The 15929-nt window shown below is 58.1% G+C and carries 14 protein-coding genes and 2 pseudogenes; 12 read left to right on the plus strand and 4 right to left on the minus strand.

Translation table 11 applies throughout. From position 1 onward, the window contains the following. Nucleotides 1-748: 748 nt before the first annotated feature. The gene (locus X760_RS78825) at nt 749-877 is read right to left on the minus strand and encodes a hypothetical protein (RefSeq protein ID WP_280940412.1); all 129 of its coding nucleotides are present in this window, start codon (nt 875-877) and stop codon (nt 749-751) included. A 719-nt stretch (nt 878-1596) separates the two neighbouring features. On the opposite strand from X760_RS78825, the pseudogene X760_RS77910 reads away from it, so the two are divergent. From X760_RS77910 to X760_RS76260, 6 genes and pseudogenes are all read left to right on the plus strand, one after another. Further along, nucleotides 1597-1910: pseudogene (locus X760_RS77910) on the plus strand (nodulation factor ABC transporter ATP-binding protein NodI); the annotation flags it as partial. A 134-nt stretch (nt 1911-2044) separates the two neighbouring features. Then, nucleotides 2045-3115: a GDP-mannose 4,6-dehydratase gene (gene gmd, locus X760_RS52120; RefSeq protein ID WP_023718702.1), complete on the plus strand. Its 1071-nt coding sequence runs from the start codon at nt 2045-2047 to the stop codon at nt 3113-3115. A gap of 897 nt (nt 3116-4012) precedes the next feature. Next, on the plus strand, nt 4013-4285 hold the full coding sequence (locus tag X760_RS52125; RefSeq protein ID WP_023680062.1) for a hypothetical protein: 273 nt from the start codon (nt 4013-4015) through the stop codon (nt 4283-4285). 123 nt (nt 4286-4408) lie between these two features. Next, nucleotides 4409-5107 (plus strand): thermonuclease family protein, encoded by a 699-nt coding sequence (locus tag X760_RS0137720; RefSeq protein WP_245278576.1) that lies wholly within the window; start codon nt 4409-4411, stop codon nt 5105-5107. A gap of 332 nt (nt 5108-5439) precedes the next feature. Further along, nucleotides 5440-5925 (plus strand): hypothetical protein, encoded by a 486-nt coding sequence (locus X760_RS52130; RefSeq protein WP_023718705.1) that lies wholly within the window; start codon nt 5440-5442, stop codon nt 5923-5925. 585 nt (nt 5926-6510) lie between these two features. Continuing rightward, nucleotides 6511-6702 (plus strand): hypothetical protein, encoded by a 192-nt coding sequence (locus tag X760_RS76260; RefSeq protein WP_023718707.1) that lies wholly within the window; start codon nt 6511-6513, stop codon nt 6700-6702. A 319-nt stretch (nt 6703-7021) separates the two neighbouring features. Here the strand turns inward: X760_RS76260 and X760_RS74615 are convergent. Next, nucleotides 7022-7727: pseudogene (locus X760_RS74615) on the minus strand (transposase); the annotation flags it as partial. 503 nt (nt 7728-8230) lie between these two features. Here X760_RS74615 and X760_RS52150 point away from each other — a divergent pair. The 6 genes from X760_RS52150 to X760_RS76265 all read left to right on the plus strand — a co-directional run bounded on the left by X760_RS52150 (nt 8231) and on the right by X760_RS76265 (nt 13979). Further along, nucleotides 8231-9409, plus strand: coding sequence for an SIR2 family protein (locus X760_RS52150; protein WP_023718709.1), 1179 nt, complete (start codon nt 8231-8233; stop codon nt 9407-9409). Then, complete coding sequence (locus X760_RS52155) at nt 9396-11294, plus strand: ATP-binding protein (protein WP_023718710.1); 1899 nt, start codon at nt 9396-9398, stop codon at nt 11292-11294. The genes X760_RS52150 and X760_RS52155 overlap by 14 nt, the downstream gene beginning before the upstream one ends. Before the next feature lie 3 nt (nt 11295-11297). After that, complete coding sequence (locus X760_RS77915) at nt 11298-11516, plus strand: KTSC domain-containing protein (RefSeq protein WP_023718711.1); 219 nt, start codon at nt 11298-11300, stop codon at nt 11514-11516. A gap of 20 nt (nt 11517-11536) precedes the next feature. Beyond that, the gene (locus X760_RS52165) at nt 11537-12574 is read left to right on the plus strand and encodes a hypothetical protein (protein WP_023718712.1); all 1038 of its coding nucleotides are present in this window, start codon (nt 11537-11539) and stop codon (nt 12572-12574) included. A gap of 41 nt (nt 12575-12615) precedes the next feature. Continuing rightward, nucleotides 12616-13674, plus strand: a complete 1059-nt coding sequence (locus X760_RS52170) for a DUF4062 domain-containing protein (protein WP_084642612.1) — start codon at nt 12616-12618, stop codon at nt 13672-13674. A gap of 164 nt (nt 13675-13838) precedes the next feature. After that, nucleotides 13839-13979: a hypothetical protein gene (locus X760_RS76265; RefSeq protein WP_156948058.1), complete on the plus strand. Its 141-nt coding sequence runs from the start codon at nt 13839-13841 to the stop codon at nt 13977-13979. A gap of 443 nt (nt 13980-14422) precedes the next feature. Here the strand turns inward: X760_RS76265 and X760_RS52175 are convergent, their stop codons facing one another. Together X760_RS52175 and X760_RS52180 are read right to left on the minus strand one after the other, a co-directional pair. After that, nucleotides 14423-14695, minus strand: coding sequence for a DUF2274 domain-containing protein (locus X760_RS52175; RefSeq protein WP_023718715.1), 273 nt, complete (start codon nt 14693-14695; stop codon nt 14423-14425). Between the two features lie 11 nt (nt 14696-14706). Beyond that, nucleotides 14707-15924, minus strand: coding sequence for a TrbI/VirB10 family protein (locus X760_RS52180; RefSeq protein WP_023718716.1), 1218 nt, complete (start codon nt 15922-15924; stop codon nt 14707-14709). Between the last annotated feature and the right edge of the window lie 5 nt (nt 15925-15929).

Here is a 15929-nt window from a genome sequence, read left to right on the forward strand (position 1 = left end):
GGCTTGGGATCTCTTAATCGATACTAGTCGACCGTTACGCCGGGCGATTTGGTAGAGGCTGCGCGTGGGGCAGAAGAGCTCCCTCAGCACTGCCTATCCTTATCTTCTGTGACGCTCGCAAATCTTGACGCCGGGTACACTCGCTTCCGGTTTAAATTCAGCGTTCTCTAATGCGCCCGGCGACATGTGTAAAATTGATTGCGTGAATGTGGCCCATCCATGTGATGGATACTAAGGCGTTCCTTGACCATGAGCCTCTGCTGACGTGGGGCCGCGCTTAGCTAAGCGAAACAGCCGGTCGAGGCAGTCCACAAAGTCCCTTTTTCAGTCCAATTCTTAACTGCCTCAACGTAACATGTCATTTGCGGGCGTTTCCTGAAGGACGGATGTGCAGGACCCGCCAGCCGTCGAATGTCAGGCGCAGGCCATCCACGTCATTTATGGCCATCATGGCGTCGGTCCCACCGAAAGATGCGACACGGCGCCCTCTGACGCTTTCAAGTGCGCCAACATGGCGCAACTCCTGCCGGATAGCTTTCGAGCCGGCTGGACTGAGCGACTGGCACGCGATGCTGTGCGACGATGGCCGGGAGAGGAATTTTGGCGTCTGCAGCCATGTGGAGGATCGTTCCGACGGTTCTGCGGGTTCTCGGTGTCAGAGCCGACACCTGTGCGAACCCGCTCTCGTCCGTTTTCGACAGGCCCTTGAGGTTCATGACCCTGTTGTTCGCCGAGATCACCCGCCAGTTCAGCGATCCAGGTGAAGATCGGCACGCCGGTCGATGCGGCGATCATCGCCTCGGCCAGCGAAGATGATGAAGAGGGCCATTGGGTCAAGTACAAGCGCCGACCAGCGTTTCATTGCTTCAAAGCCCATTTCGGTGCCTACGCCGAGACGGCCCTTGTCGAGGAGATCGCCGTCACGGCGCCCACACCGAGGACGGCAACGCCGTTCCTGATGCTCTGCCCGACAATCCCGGCGAAGTGTTTGCCGACAGCGCCTACCGAGGCAATCATCTCGGCGACGCGGTGCGCGCCAAGGGTGGAAGGCCGCGCATCGTCGCAACCGCTATGTGGGGGCGCGACGAGGCCGAAAGCTCGACGCCTGGAACCAACCGATCCTTAGAATTTGTACTCGGATCGAGAAGATCTTCGGCACCTGTAGCCGGATGCGATGGCGAGGGCTGGCAAAGGCGGCCGTTCAAATTCGCCGCACTGCGATCGCCTACAGTATGAAACACAGTTTGATGGTCGCCTTCGTCCCGCCCATCGTTGAAGCCCAGCTACCGTTTTCGGGCTAGCGCGCCCGAAATTCCTTGGAGGTCAATACCCCTACCCGGCTTTTCGCCGCCGTCTCAGATGTGCGGTTCGCCCAAAGCCCCCGACTGCCACGAACTTTGTCTTCGCGCGGAGCGAAACCTCCGCCCACGACTTTGTGCCGCCGATGTGCCGCGCTGCCTGTCAAACAATCCATTTTATGGATGCACCTCATCCAAACAATCGATTTCACTGATCAAAACAATTTCCATTAGAAGACGCTGAAGCAGGCAAAGATTACTTGGTCAGCGCAAAAGAGGGATGGTGGAGTTCTAGTGTGGCTTGGACCCACATGCTCGCCATTTTATCTGGGAACGGCTACGTGCCCTGCTGGCGCAGGGCAATACGATTCTACTGGCCACCAACTTCGTGGAAGAAGCGGAGCGGCTATGCAACCGACTGTGCGTGCTTGAGAACGGATGTAGAATCCCAGAAGGGCGTCCTAACTCGCTGATTGATGAGCAAATCGGGTGCGACGTGATTGAAATCTATGTCGCTCACCCCGCGAGCTGAGTTCGGCACTCAGGCCGCATGTGCGACTTAGGCAGGTTAGCGGCGAGACTCTGTTTTGCTATGCCTCGAAGCCGGAGCAGGTGTGCTCGCTGGCTGACACTGTCAATGACGAGCTCCGCGCCGCATCTGTCGAAATCCTACCATAGGGTATGAGGCGGGCCGCCGGTGTGGCGAGCCAGATTCGAAACTTCAACTACCATAGAGCAGGAAGAAAATGGGCGAGAACAGGAAAGTTGCTCTGGTTACGGGCATAACGGGACAGGATGGTGCCTATCTCACGCGTCTTCTGCTGGAAAAAGGCTACGTCGTTCATGGGATTAAGCGACGTTCCTCTTCCTTCAACACGGGTCGCATCGAAGACATCTACCAAGACCCGCACGATCCCGATCCGCGCCTAATTTTGCATTACGGTGACCTCACTGATGCGACTAATCTCATCCGAGTAGTTCAGGAATCCCAGCCAGACGAGATTTACAACTTGGCCGCTCAGAGCCATGTCCAGGTGTCGTTCGAAACGCCGGAATACACAGCAAACGCCGACGGTATCGGAACATTGCGACTTCTTGAGGCGATCCGCCTCCTCGGTCTGAAGGACAAGACCCGCTTCTATCAGGCCTCGACTTCAGAGCTCTACGGCCTCGTGCAATCCGTACCGCAGAACGAAACAACGCCCTTTTATCCACGCAGCCCTTACGCCGCCGCCAAGCTCTACGCCTACTGGATCGTGGTCAACTATCGCGAGGCCTATGGTATCCATGCTTCCAACGGCATTCTCTTCAATCATGAAAGCCCACTGCGCGGCGAAACTTTTGTGACGCGCAAGATCACCCGCGCCGCCGCTGCTATCTACCTCGGCAAGCAGGACAAGCTTTATCTCGGCAATCTCGATGCTCAACGCGATTGGGGCCATGCGCGTGAGTACGTGCGTGGTATGTGGATGATGATGCAGCAGGATCAACCGGATGATTACGTGCTGGCGACGGGCAAGACGACCCCTGTCCGCCAATTCGTCGAATGGGTTTTCGAAGATGTCGGCGTCGAGCTCGAATGGCGTGGTGAGGGAGTCGACGAAAAGGGCTATGATGTCGAGACCGGCAGATGCCTAGTCCAGGTAGACCCACGCTACTTCCGCCCCACGGAAGTCGATCTTCTCCTGGGCGATGCCACAAAGGCGAAGGAGAAGCTCGGCTGGGTGCATGAGACATCCGTGCGCGAGCTCGCCGCGGAAATGGTGCGGGAAGACCTAAAGGTCATGCAGACATCGGTAATCATGAAGGAAGCATAATGTACGATCTGAAGGGAAAAGCCGTGTGGGTCGCGGGCCACAAGCATGGTGGGCAGCGCTGTTGTAGGCCGCCTCGCGTCTGAAGACTGCAAAGTTATGGCCGCCCTGACGTTTCCCCAAATTTTATCCAGTCGATTACCGGATAGCTATCTGCCTTCACCTACCTCGGCCTAGTGCAGAATCTTGGCCGAATGAACTCGGCGCTCTTGCTGCACACCAATGGTCCGTCCGCGCGAAGTGCGATCATACCGCCGCAGCTTACCTTCAAATCCGGCACTGGCGAGGATCTAGATCCAAGCCGACGGCGCCGGGCATCAAATAAAAAGCCGCCGACCGAAGCCAGCGGGCTTGATTGGGATGGCCCGCGCGGACGGTCAAGGCTGCGCCGGCCGACCATGGCGGAGGGACCACCTTGGTCAACGGCACGGCCCGATGACGCCGTGCCGATGTACCACAACATGCGGCGAGATAGAGCCTTCCGGCGTCGCGGAAAAAAAGCCCGCCGGTTTTGAGCCAGCGGGCAAGTTCTGGAGTGGCTGAGATCAACCCAGCATCAGTCAACGACCGGCGGAAGGGTTGGTTGCAGTGGATGCCAGCTAGCCGCAGCATGCTGTGAATCGTAGCAAAGTGAAAAACAAAACTCTGGACTTCTAGGTCGGACTCGCCCCAATATTTGTTTGGGGGATTCACATGAAAATTGGAGCACTCATCGCAAGTGCAGCCCTGTGCGTCAGCAGCTGCTCTACGAGCGCTGTCGTGTCGGACAGCGATCTCACGGCAATGAATACCGTTGCGCTATGTCACGTTCTCGCCAGCAGCACGGACGAACAGTATCGTAGCAGGGTAGCGGCCCTTCTAGTGCGCAGGGGCGCAACAGCAGAGAAGTGCACCAGGCTTGTGCAAACCGACAATGCTGTCGCGACAGGCATAGCAATCGCGGCTGTCGGCGGCGCAGCTGTGGGTGTCGCTGCCAACAACGGCTATGGAGGCGGAACATATTACCGGCCACCGCCACCACAAACCTATGGCGTCGCGTGGGACCAATTCTATGGCCAGAACTACAGCGTTATCTGGCGCTGCCGCGACCGGTCCACCGGGCGGTTCCTTGACGATTACTATTGCGCCGGCCTGCCCATGGTCGACAGCGCATGGCCGGGCTGGTCGGCGTAGCGGATGAGCAGGCCATACCGCAAATATCGATCCAATCGGTGGCAGAGACCCACCGGTGCCAAGCTGTGGCGGCGCCAACTTGCGAGCGTGCCGGCAATGCTCGGTCTTACGGCAGCGGCGGCGGTGGCCGCCTTCCTGGCGCCGTCGGGCGCGCAACGTAGCGACGATGCATCAAAGGCCAGCCCACGAAGGGCGGCGCCCGCCTCGCTTACCGGTGTCGCTTCCGTCATTGACGGCGATACGATCGAAATCCACGGCCAGCGCGTCCGCTTCAACGGCATCGACGCGCCAGAGAGCCGGCAGCTGTGCCGCGATGCGAATGGCGCCGAGTATCCTTGCGGCCGGCGATCGGCCGAAGCGCTGGACGCTTTCCTGGCCGCGTCGAGGCCGCTCGAATGCACATTCGTGACGTGGGACCGCTACCACCGCTTTGTCGGCGATTGTCGGCGCGCCGACGGCGCGGGCGTGGCCGCCTGGATGGTCAAGCACGGCCAGGCGCTGGATTGGCCTCACTACAGCCAGGGCGCCTATGGGGGGCAGCAGGCGCAAGCCCAAGCCTCAAAGATCGGCCTGTGGGCCGGGACGTTTCAGGCACCCTGGGAATGGCGCGCTGCGCACGCCGACGGCGCGGCGCCGTCGAGTCGCCCGCTGGGCATCATCAGCCGTAAGCTGGTCGCGCAGAGCGGCTATTCTTGCGAGCCGCGGAGAACGTGCAAGCAGATCGGTTCCTGCGACGAAGCCAACTGGTACCTGCAAAACTGCTCATGGGGCGGAAAACTCGATCGCGACAAGGATGGGATCCCATGCGAAACACTCTGCTAGCAAGATCGCTGCGGCAGCGATTGGCCTTACGACAGGCGTAGCTCTAGGTGTCCATGGCGTTTTCTGCGAGCGAATCCGTAACTGCCATGGATTTGACGCTCGCCAGTGCGCCTTTCTCATGGTGGCAATTGCTGAGCTCACCAAAATACCGATAGCCACCCTGCTTTTTAGTGCGTCCTGGTTCTGGAAGCCCATGATCTTGGTCTTCCTCCTCGTTCTGGCAGGCATAACCTTTGAGACGGTGTTTATGGGAATGGAGCGAGCGGGTGCTCTGCGCCAACTGCGTTACGAGGAACTCGTAAACAAAATCGACGCGCTGGACCCAGGAGGCTATGAAGCTGGCCTCGGCCGACGAACTTGGCCGAAAATCCGATCAGGTCGAACAGGCGCGTTCCGAAATTGAGCAGCTTGCGTCTCTTGCGGAAAAATCCCGGGCGACCTTTCAGTCGCAGATTGCCGAGGTCAATGCTGAATTGGAGGGAACGACCGCCCTTACTCCAGAAGCGTCGCGCGTTCGCGACCAAGTGGAGGAAAAAAGCGCGGTTCGATTGGCGTTGATTCAGCAGCGCGACGGAGAAGCAAAGGAAGCCGTTGATCAGTTCGAGCGTCAACGCGACAGCTTTGTTGAACGTATCAAGATGGCGCGCGATTCCGGCGATAGCGACTCGGCACGCCGGCTAGAATCAGAAGTGGCGAAACTTGCTAATCCACGCACTAAAATTATAGCCAAGTTCGACACTCAGATAGAGCCGCTCGACCAAGAGGTCGCCGCCCTGCGTGCAGGTTTCGATGTTTGCGGGCAAGCAGCCCTCCTATGACTGCCGACCAGAGGCAAAAACTTATGGATAGACGCTCGACGTTGGAACAGACGCGCGACAGTGATGCCGGGGCTTGGCAGCGCCGATTGGATGACGCTGGCAAACGGCTCGCAGAAGCGCAGGCCGCTGAGGCCAACAAGGCACACATCTCGGCCCAAAACCAGGTCAGACAAGACCTGATTGCCAAGGAACTCAGCGGTTTGGAGAAGGAGCGGATCCCCATGGCGCGAACAGATCAGGTCCGCCGTATTGCCTCCCGCTGGTACGGCAGCAAACCTGAACTGGAGACTGAGGCACAGGCCGGAATAATCTCTGTGATTTGGTTCGGCTCGCTCGCGCTCATCGCCGCGCTCGCGGGACCAATTACGGCAATGGTCGCTCTAGCGCTCCAGNATTTGGTTCGGCTCGCTCGCGCTCATCGCCGCGCTCGCGGGACCAATTACGGCAATGGTCGCTCTAGCGCTCCAGCGCATTGCCGCCCGAGAAGAGGACAATTCAGAGAGCAAGACTTCCAGGCTGCTCCGCAGAATGCTTCTGAGTTGGCGTTGGCGCCGAATTCGAACGATTAAGGTACCAGTCGAAGTTATGGTCGAGAAAGAGGTTGAGAAGCGGGTTGAGGTGCCTGTGGAAAAGGTGGTCAAAGAGATCCTCTATGTTCCGCTCTTCACGGACGACCCCGAAGTTCTTCGAAAAGCCCTGGACCAAGATTTGCCGCCTGAGGTCGCTGATCTCGTGACGGTATCAATGAAGGACCGCAAAAGTGCTCGTCAGGCATAACACCACGCTGCTTGAACAAGCCGTCGATCTCGCCGTCAAGAGGTCGGCAATTCCGACCCTGCAAGCTCAAGCCGCGGCTCAAGAGAAAACAGCTCGAGCGACCGCCATTCGCCGAATGGCGACAGGCGGGGCCATTGCAGTGGCGGCAGTCGGGATTGGGCTGGGCATCAAGCTTGGTCTCTGGGATAAAACCTTGCCGGAGCCAGTGGCTTTGCCGACCATAGAGCAGCCAAGCGATCTCACCTCCCCAACAGATGAGCCGCCTATTCCTGTTCCAACTCCAAAGCCAACTCAGGAGCAGGCGCCCCAAGGCGTCGCGTGCCTCTTCAACATCCTTGATCTGCTGGATCAGCAACTCGATGCGATCAAGCTCGCGGCTGATCTGCGCTATGAGCGCTGGCGGCAGTGGACGCCCATCTGCGGTAATGAGCGCGTCGAGACATCTGCGTCGATCGCCTTTCAACGGTTCGTATCCGGACACACCTTGGCTGAACAAAAGGCCCTTTATCCTGTTGACGTGCCTGATCGCTCGTTCGTCAGAGCCTTCCGCTCCCGCACCAACCGGCGACAGTCTTCCTCCTCCAGCGTTGGCACTCGCAACATGGCGCAAACCCTAGGCTCGCCGCGGTTGTAGGCCAGCAACGCTCGAACCAGTGCTTCCCCGTCAATCCTGTCGGTCTTGGCCCGCCGGCGGCGACGCGATGTGGCAATGGATGCCGGGTCAACGACATAACTCTCGATGCCTTCGCGTTCGAGGACCCGATGTATCCAGAATCCATCCAGACCAGCTTCCTTGATTGATATGACCCGGAAACGCTGCCCTGTCCGCACTTCCGCCTTTCGTTGCAGCTCTGCGAAGTGATCGAGCAAACCCGGAATGTCGCCCCCGACACGAGGTGTCTCGACATTCCCTCGCCCCCACCTGGCGAAAGCGAAGTCACGAGCCATTTTGAACGAGACAGTTCTAACGAGACAAATATTGCGGCAAGATCGACGCGGATAGCGGCCGTGGTGTTGGCTTGCATGCTGACCTCCAGGTGATGTTTGGCGGCTTCACTCTGGCAGAGCGCTGGTCGCCTTCCATCCCCATAGGATCTTCACGAGAGCGGACTGGCAGCACACAGTATGATGATGCTCAGAGGCGGCCGTTCCGCTGTTGGCCCGTGAGCTGACGTCAAAATTCCTTGGGCATGTCCGATAGTGTGAAAACCGTATTTCACACTGACGACATACACATCGAGGGAATTTGCGACATCTACGCACCCTACACCTGCACCCGGATCTCTTCGGCTCTCGGTGGACTTGAGTAACTTGGCCGACGATTTGGCGAGTTTGGCGAATTTCTCGTCAAGCTCGCCGACCTTTTCGAGGTGATTCTTCTTTGTCACCGCGCGGTCATCCAGACTTAGCTTGCCGCCAATACCCTCATCGCACTAATTGCTATAGGATCGTCAACTGCCTTGGCGCGAATCGTAGCAATCAGATACGGTGCTAAATAGTTCGTCGTGAGGGCGACGGGGGTAAATACTTGGAACACGAAGCTGTACGCCAGATACATTATATCCAGCAGGCTCTATCCCAAAACAAGAGAGCGGTCGGCTTCTTCATTGGAGCCGGATGTCCGCTATCGATCCGGTTGGCCGACGGCTCGGCCTTGATCCCTGACGTCGCCGGCCTAACCAAAGTGATTAGCGAGACCTTCGCCGTCGGGGCGCACAAGGAAGCATGGAAGAAGTTGCTCACGGCCGTGATCGAGGACGATGGCGGAGCCAATAATATTGAATATATCTTAAGCTACATCCGGCAACTGGCCGCCGTTGCTGGTCCTAGTACAGTCAGAGGGCTCGACCGAACAACGCTCGATCAGCTGGATGCCGAGATTTGCGCCGTCATCAGTGAACAAGTGGATAAGGCCCTGCCGGATCGCAGTTCTGCGTATCACGACTTGGCGATCTGGGCCCGATCGATCCGACGCGCCAAACCGGTTCAGATATTTACTACCAACTACGATCTCTTGGTCGAACAAGCGCTCGAAGAGTCCGCCACACCTTATTTCGATGGCTTCGTCGGAACTCGGAAGGCGTTTTTTGACCTTGGGGCCGTAGAAGATGAAAACCTGCTTCCAGCTCGCTGGGCGCGCTTATGGAAAATACACGGCTCGCTCAATTGGCGCTTGACGGGTGATGGCAAGAGAGTCGTGCGGTCAGACAACCGCGACACGAGCACCTCGTATCTGATCTATCCGTCGCATCTTAAATACGATCAGAGCCGGAAGATGCCCTATCTGGCAATGCTCGACCGATTGAAGGCCTTCATCCTTCAGCCGAATGCAATCCTGTTCATGTCGGGCTATTCGTTTAGCGATGAGCACATTAATGACGTCATCTGCAGGTCTCTGGAAGCCAATCCGACCGCCCAGGTCTTCGGCCTTATATACGGTGATCCCGCTGATGTTCGTTACAAGAAGGCTCGCGAGTGCGGACTTCAGCTGCCGAACCTGAGCATCTTGGGCGATCATTCGGCTATAATCGGGCGAATTGAAGGGCTCTGGAAGGCCCTCGCTGATGACGTTTCCTCTTCTATACCACCGGGCATAGTCATCAAAGCGGCCGACGGAAAGACAAAAGTCGGCTTAGGTAATTTCGCTCATTTCGGCTTTTTGATCCGTTATCTCACCGGTGAGGTGACCGAAGATGACGCCGTCTGAATCGGCCCTCGCGACGGTCATTGGCACGGTTCAGGACGTCAGTGGAACGACTGTGAGCGTTACGCTCGGTTCCGGGCAGCATTCGGGGCTGACCTTTGTCAGGGGCCAAGGCTACCGCATCGGCCAGATCGGCAGCTTCGTCAAGATCCCGGTCGGCTATACAGAATTATTCGGAATCGTCAGTCAGGTGGGAGCCAGTGCTGTCCCTGCCTCCAGGGTCGGAGAGCAGGCAGAAAGTCATCGGTGGATGACGGTGCAGCTGATCGGGGAAGGTCATAAGTCCGAGAGCTTCCAGCGGGGCATCTCCCAGTACCCCACCATCGACGACGAGGTTCACCTCGTCTCCGAGACCGATCTTCAGGCGATCTACGGCCGCGTGGGCGCGCTCAACAACTACGTAAGAGTAGGACACATTACGGGAAGCGAGTCGATCGACGCCCTTGTCGACATCAATAAACTGGTCACGCGCCACTCGGCAATCGTCGGAACCACGGGATCGGGCAAGTCGACGACCGTCGCAGGCATCCTATCCGCGCTGTCGGATCCAGGCCGGTTTCCATCATCAAGGATCGTTGTTCTCGATCTTCATGGAGAATACCCAAAAGCGCTGGGGGATCGGGCGAACATTTTTCGAATCAATCCAAACGCCAAGGCCGCCAACGAGCTTCCGCTCCGCATCCCCTATTGGGCTCTGAATTTCGATGAAATGCTCCGCCTGACCTTTGGGGCTCTACCGGCAGACGGCAAGGCGCGGAACGTCATCCTAGAACGCGTGATCGCAGCCAAAGGCGCGTTCCTGCGCACCTACCCACTTGCCGGGATTGACGAAGCCAGTGTCGGCGGAGACAGCCCTGTTCCCTTCTCTCTGAACAAACTCTGGTATGACCTGTATTGCGCCGAGTTCGGAACTTACAATCCCGCGCTCGGCAATCCATCTGATCCGAGCTCGTGGATGTATGAGAAGGATGGCGCGGGCAACGATATGGTGGGCGACGCGATGAAGGGCGTCGCTCCTCGCTTCCGCAGGGTCAAGGATATCAAGGGGGACGATGAGAAGATCCGCTATCTTCCGGACCCTCTCAATCTCGCCAGCGCGCTTGAAAATTTAGGGTCCAAGCTCCGGGTGTCACGGTTCGACTTTCTTCTGAAGGCGGGTGATTGGCATCCTGCCCTGGACGGAAAGGTCGAAAAAGACCTAATGGAGTTGATGAAGCAATGGATTGGGGGCGCTCGCAACACCAGCATCATCGACCTGTCCGGCGTGCCGTCATCCATGACCAACGACATCATCGGGGTCGTGCTGCGCGTCCTCTACGATGCACTGTTCTGGGCTCGAAACCTCTCCGAGGGAGGGCGAGAACGTCCGTTGCTGATAGTCATGGAAGAGGCTCACAACTATCTCAACGGCGCTAACGACGGCCTGGCGGCGAGCATCGTGCAGCGGATAGTCAAGGAAGGGCGAAAATACGGCATCGGTGCAATGATTGTCAGCCAGCGCCCCGCCGAAATCGATCCGACCATCCTCTCTCAGTGCGGAACTTTTTTCGCGCTACGGCTGAGCAACGCGACCGATCGCTCACACGTGACCGGCACGCTCTCGGACAATCTTGAGGGTCTGACGAACATGTTGCCTATCTTGCGGACGGGAGAAGCCATAGTGCTAGGCGAAGCCGTCAACATGCCGATGCGAGCAACTATCCAGGCCCCGCCCAAGGACCGCAGGCCCGACAGCCAGGATCCACTGGTCTGCGACGTCCAGATGCCAGAGGATTCCCAATCGCCGGGCGGATGGAATATTCACCTCAACGCGGACGCATCATACGACGATTTCGTTCGTGTCTGGCGGCAACAGAATCCTTCCCTCACAAACTCCAACGAGGCCTAGATCATGGCATTCCGAGACTTTGCACCATTCACTTCCTCCAGCATCCAGGCATTGCGATACGATGAGGGGACGCAGGTTCTGCAGGTTCTGTTCAATAATGGAGGCGTGTACGAATATTACGGTGTGCCGGCACGTATGGCTGAGGAGTTCGAACGGTCCGAGTCAAAAGGCGTCTTTCTAGCCGCGAACTTGAAGGGACACTACCGCTACAGCCGCGTCTGAACCCTGGAGGCCCCAACCGCATGGCAACCGTCTCGCTCGACCAGAAACGACGCCGGGTCGAAATCTCGTCCTTTGAGCTAGCAAACGAGGTGGTGTTCGCCTTCTTCAACCGGTTGCCTGCAGCCGATCGTGATGAAAAGCTGCATCGAGCGCTCTACATCGGTGTCCTTGCTCTGATGGAGGACCGGCTGTCTTCGTTCCTCTCTCAAACTGCAAACAGTCTCGGCACCGAACTGGAAAGCCTGAAGCTGATCTTCGATATGAAGCAAGAGCTTTTCTACAAAAGCGCCGCCAAGGGTGCGCACGCTGAGATTGAGATCGCGGACTTCCTCAACGACCTCATCAAATCACGCCGGTTTGAAGACACCGTGCATCTAACCGGAAGCAGCACAGGACTGCTTCCGCGGAACAAGACGGGGGATATCCTGTGCGAGATAGCGGGGCGTCCGGGCGCGCGCATCGCTATCGAGTGCAAGTTCGACAAGGGTATTCGGCTCGGCGACATCCGATCCAAGGACGTCTTCTCCAAGTCTTTCGACACCGCCTGGAGCCAACTTCTGGAGACCCAAGCCAACCGCGACGGACAGGCCGGCATCATCGTTCTGGACGCTACTTTGGCTGACAATTCGGTGCTCGCCGAAGTCAACGACCTGAAGTTCATTCCCGGTGTCGGTTTTGTGGTGATTGTGGATTCAGCCCGCGGCGACTACCGCAACTTGGCGATCGCCTATGCGTTGGCGCGGGACCTTGTTCTGCGACCCAAGAGCGATGACATCGATTTGGAAATACTCGCCCTCATCGTTAGCCGGACTGCGAAGGATCTTTCTGACGCGGCAGCCATCCGCTCGCTTGTCCTTTCCAATATCGAGACTGCCAAAGCGATTCTGGCGCGGCTAGAAAAGAGCATTTCCCTGATGGAATTCAACGGCCGGTATCTGGCGAAATTCATGAAGGACGGAACCCTGTCGAAACAGGATCTAATCAGCTTCTACTCCGGAGAGGAGGTTAGGGAGCGCTATCGTGTGGTAGAACAGGAAATCAGAGCCCTGGGCACTTAAGCAGCGTAGAGAGACTAGAGCGCTTGACGCCGCCCGTTTTAATGGCGGGTGACAGATTGCGTTCTTCGGATGGGAGAGTGCCGGTGTCCAGCAGGTTACGTGTGTTCATTAGTAGCACGATGAATGATCTCGGCGATGCGCGTCGGGCCGTGTCTGCACGGCTCAGCTCTCTCAACCTTGAACCCGTCAATGCCGAAAACATGCATCCCGATGGTAGCGCCAGTTGGGACGTCATCCGCGCAGAGATTGAGGCATCTCACCTCTTCGTCTTGCTGAGTGGAGACAGCTACGGTTGGATCCCGCCGACCGGCCCTGGAGGCGGCGAAGGACGATCGGTAACGCATATGGAGGCTCTGTACGCCAAAACGATCGGGCTGCCGATTCTTCCCTTCTTCAAGAAGATCCCGTACGGATCGTCCAACACCACGGTGGAGGCAATAGCGCGCGACTCGTTTCGCCGGGAGGTCGGAGATTGGGAGGCTGGCCGTTTCAGGCAAGAGTTCGAGTGGATTGATGAACTCGAGCGCAAGGTAGGAGACGCTTTGCTTGATCTTTTCCACCGCTCGGTCTTGAAGGAGATGGCCGAGAAGCGGCTCACTGGCATCCGGACACTTACGGGGGCCTCTGGACGGAAATTCGACAGGATGCCGATTCCTACCGGCTTCGTCGGTCTCGACCCGGTGCTCTTAGCTGGCGCAGGCATATCGGTGTCTGCTGGACTGCCGACGGCTAACGTGATGATTGAACTCTTCGGCGCGCGTTTGTCGCTTGGCATCGACGGGGACCGTATCCTCGCGAGGCACCGCTTCGCGGACGTCGCTTCTGCCGTTGAGCGCCGGTTCGGCCGAGCGGAGCTGGAAAGGACTGTGGTTCAAGCATTCGATATGGTGCAAGGTGTGGCGCCGACGCTTGGCCATCTGGCGGCGGTCTCAAGCTTCCGCCACATCGTCACCACTAATTACGACGACCTGTTCGAGCGGGCCAGCGTCGCACGAGGCGTGCCCTACACAGTCCGATCATCGAACGGTGAGGTTCGTGGGGACGGAGAGCAACTCACCATATTTCAGGTCGATGGGTCCGTCGGTAGCCCCTCTCATTGATTGTCACCGAAGAGGACGCAGCCCACGCTCGCCTCGACAGTCCATACTGGAGTAGCATCGCCCAAGTGATCGGGAATCGACCAGTGATTGTTGTTGGCCACTCACTCCGGGATGAAAATGCGAGACGCGTGTTGGTAGAGCGCGGTAGTGGAGCCGGGCTCTACGTGTCAATCGCCAGTGATCCGATGGACGAGATCCTGCGCGATCGGTTCGGACTTGCGGAATGTGTCGGCACTGCGGACGACTTCCTGCAGTCCTACGAGTACGCCCATAGGCAGGCGGAGAGCGGAGCCCTCACCCTGTAGCAATCGTTGCGTCGGCGCGCTACGATCTATACGACCATCCAAAGGCCACGCTAGAAAAACTCGGACGGGTTGGACTGCAAGCGGCCCAAAACAAAGCCCTCACTGTCTGGCGCTGTCTTTGGATCAATTCCATAGTAGAAATGTTCCCCAAGAGCCTCCTATGGATAATTCGATCTACTAAATTGAGTCGTTCCTTAGAGAAGACCGTCTCAGTGTGAAAGTCCCATTTCACACTCTCGGACGATTCGAAGGAATTGTAGCGTCTGCTTTTAGGAGCCTGCATAACAGTCCGCAACGACCGACAACGGGCGCAGAGCCGGCATTGGTTCGGGGCAGATCAGCTCGTCTTTTGTGCCCTGTGTTTCGGCTTGCCGCCGGCAAGTTGCTTCAATGCATTTGCCCGCCTAGAAAGGTGCCCCCTCGGACTCACTGGTCGCTGTCACTTATTCGGACCCTGAAATTGGCTGCCGCCGCGATTTCTCTGACTTGTCGACGACAGGGAGCCCTTCCTTTCTGGCCTTGGCAAACGCTCGATCGCTCTCCAGGAACTCCGCCAGCATGAACGGGATGAGTTCCGCTACCGATTCGGACTCGCCATAGGTCTGACGATAAAGCGCCGCATAGTCCTTCAGTGCTTGGTTCAGGTCTGCACTTACGCTTATGGTGATCTTCGAAGGTGTCCGATCCGGAAGTTTGCCGAGTTTCAGATTGGTCATGATGACTCCAGTCAATGCGGGTACGGTCGCAGCACAAGATCCTTGTGCACGATGACGCGCAGTGGCCAACCAGGGCGGACGGTGATCGTGGGCTGAATATTGAGGTTCTTCTCGGTGATGCGCTGGCCAGCTTGACTGACGTTCTGCTGAGCGGATTCGCGGATTGCTTTGACCAGGTCGCTTTCGTCTTGCCCGAGGCTCAGCTCGGTGCCGACCCCCAGCAACGTGGCCAGCGCAACGCCTTTCATCAGCTGCCAGGTGTGGAAATCCACCTTGTCCTCAAGCCCGGCATAGCCGGCGGTGTCCGTCGCCGGCAGATTGTCGATTTCGATCGAAGAGCCGTCGGGCAGCAGTATCCGTTGCCAGACCAGCAGCGCGCGCCTTTGTCCAAAGGCAACAACGCTGTCATAGGTGCCAATCAGGCGAGAGCCTTGCGGAATGAGCAAGGTGCTGCCGGTGACTGTGTCGTGCACATTCTCGGTGACCTGTGCGACGACGAGGCCGGGCAAGTCGGAATTGATGCCAGTGATCAGGCTCGCTGCGATGACGCTGCCGGCCATCAGCTGATAGGGCGAAGCCGGCGTCTGCAGTGCATGCAGATTGTAGATTCCACTTGTGTTCCGCTGGCTGACAAAATCGAGCTTGCGCTGTTGATTGTTTTGGTCGCCCTCGGCCGGTGCAACGGAAGCTGAATCGCGTGCGGCATCGGATTGTGGAGCCGTTGCCTCAAAGGGTGGACGCCCGCCCTGCCCGTTGCCGGCGGCATCTGCTTGCCGGGGTCGATTTTCGATCCGGAAGAAGACTTGCGATTCGCGCGCCTCGATCGCCTGCTGTGCAAGGCGCTGCTCCTCCGCCGAAACCTCCTGGCCCGGCGCGATGCCCAGCTGGCGTTGGTGCTCAAGGATGGGGCGGCCGAGGTCGCCGGGCAGCGGTGGTCCAAGCACCGGAGGCTTGGGCTTGATCGCGGAATAGTCCTTAGGCAGCCTTTCAATTGCCTCCGCGGTTGGCTTCCGCTCAGTGTTGTAAAGCTCTTCAGCCTGCTCTTTGATGCGCAGCGCCGGTCCCTGCAGCGCCATCATGGTGACGCCTAGAACGGTCCCGGAACCAACAGCAGCAATGGCGACAATAATGCCGCGCTTGAAGCGCACAGCGCGGCGAGGCGAGGCCCGCAGCTGCAGCTGTTCTGGATCGAGTTTCGGTGAAGCATCGGAGCGGGAAGTATCCGTCATGGGCC

Origin of the sequence: Mesorhizobium sp. LSHC420B00 (genome assembly GCF_000503055.1) — a bacterium.
Classification (GTDB): Bacteria; Pseudomonadota; Alphaproteobacteria; order Rhizobiales; family Rhizobiaceae; genus Mesorhizobium.